Source organism: Streptomyces boluensis, assembly GCF_009908195.1.
Lineage (GTDB): Bacteria > Actinomycetota > Actinomycetes > Streptomycetales > Streptomycetaceae > Streptomyces > Streptomyces boluensis.
Genome location: NZ_JAAAHS010000768.1, coordinates 1 through 750 on the forward strand (window position 1 = coordinate 1; position 750 = coordinate 750).

Genomic DNA, 750 nt, shown 5'->3' on the forward strand with positions numbered 1-750 from the left:
CGGGGGCGGAGCGGACGGCTCCGGTGACGGTGGCGCCGCCGGGGACGACAGCGGCACGGACGCTGATCCCCCTGCGGACGGCGGGAGTTCGAGCTCGGGCGGCGGCTCGGGAAGCGGCGGAGAGGCCCCGTCCGGTGGCGTACCGGCCGCCTTCGCCGGTACGTGGACGACGAGCAACGTCTACGGAGCCCCCGCCAAGATCGAGATCAAGCAGGTCGCCCCCGGCCGGCAGGCCGTCTCCTTCTTCCGCATGTCGCCCTCCGGCGGCGGCAAGGTGGACTGCGTGAGCGTGGCCCGGCTGATCTCCGTGCAGAACGGCGGCACGCGCCTCGACCTCAGCAGCGCCACCGTGGACACCGAACGCTCCACCGGCTACGGCTGCACCGCGGAGCAGGCGTCGTACATCGACAGCGCCTCGGCGTCCCGGATCGAGTGGTTCAGCAGCAAGGACCACACCAGCGACAACAACGCCCAGCCGTACAACCGCGCCTGACGCCAACCCCCTTTATTTGTACGACTATTCGCCTGCCCGGATGGGCCGTACGGGTCACGGGTAGGGCTGTCCCGAATGCGATCACCCACGGTCGCAGGCCGATGACTCCCCGTACCGCGAAAGGCGTGGCACACGCATGGGACAGCCCTTCACCCTCCCCGACTTCTACGTTCCGTATCCGGCCCGGCTCAACCCGCAGGTGGAGGCGGCCCGTTCGCACACCAAGGGGTGGGCGCGGCGGATGGGAATGCTGGAGG

Annotated in this window: 1 pseudogene; it reads left to right on the forward strand. The window is 70.3% G+C overall.

From position 1 onward, the window contains the following. A pseudogene (locus tag GUY60_RS38005) lies at positions 1 to 493 on the forward strand (hypothetical protein); the annotation flags it as partial. Positions 494 to 750: the final 257 nt, after the last annotated feature.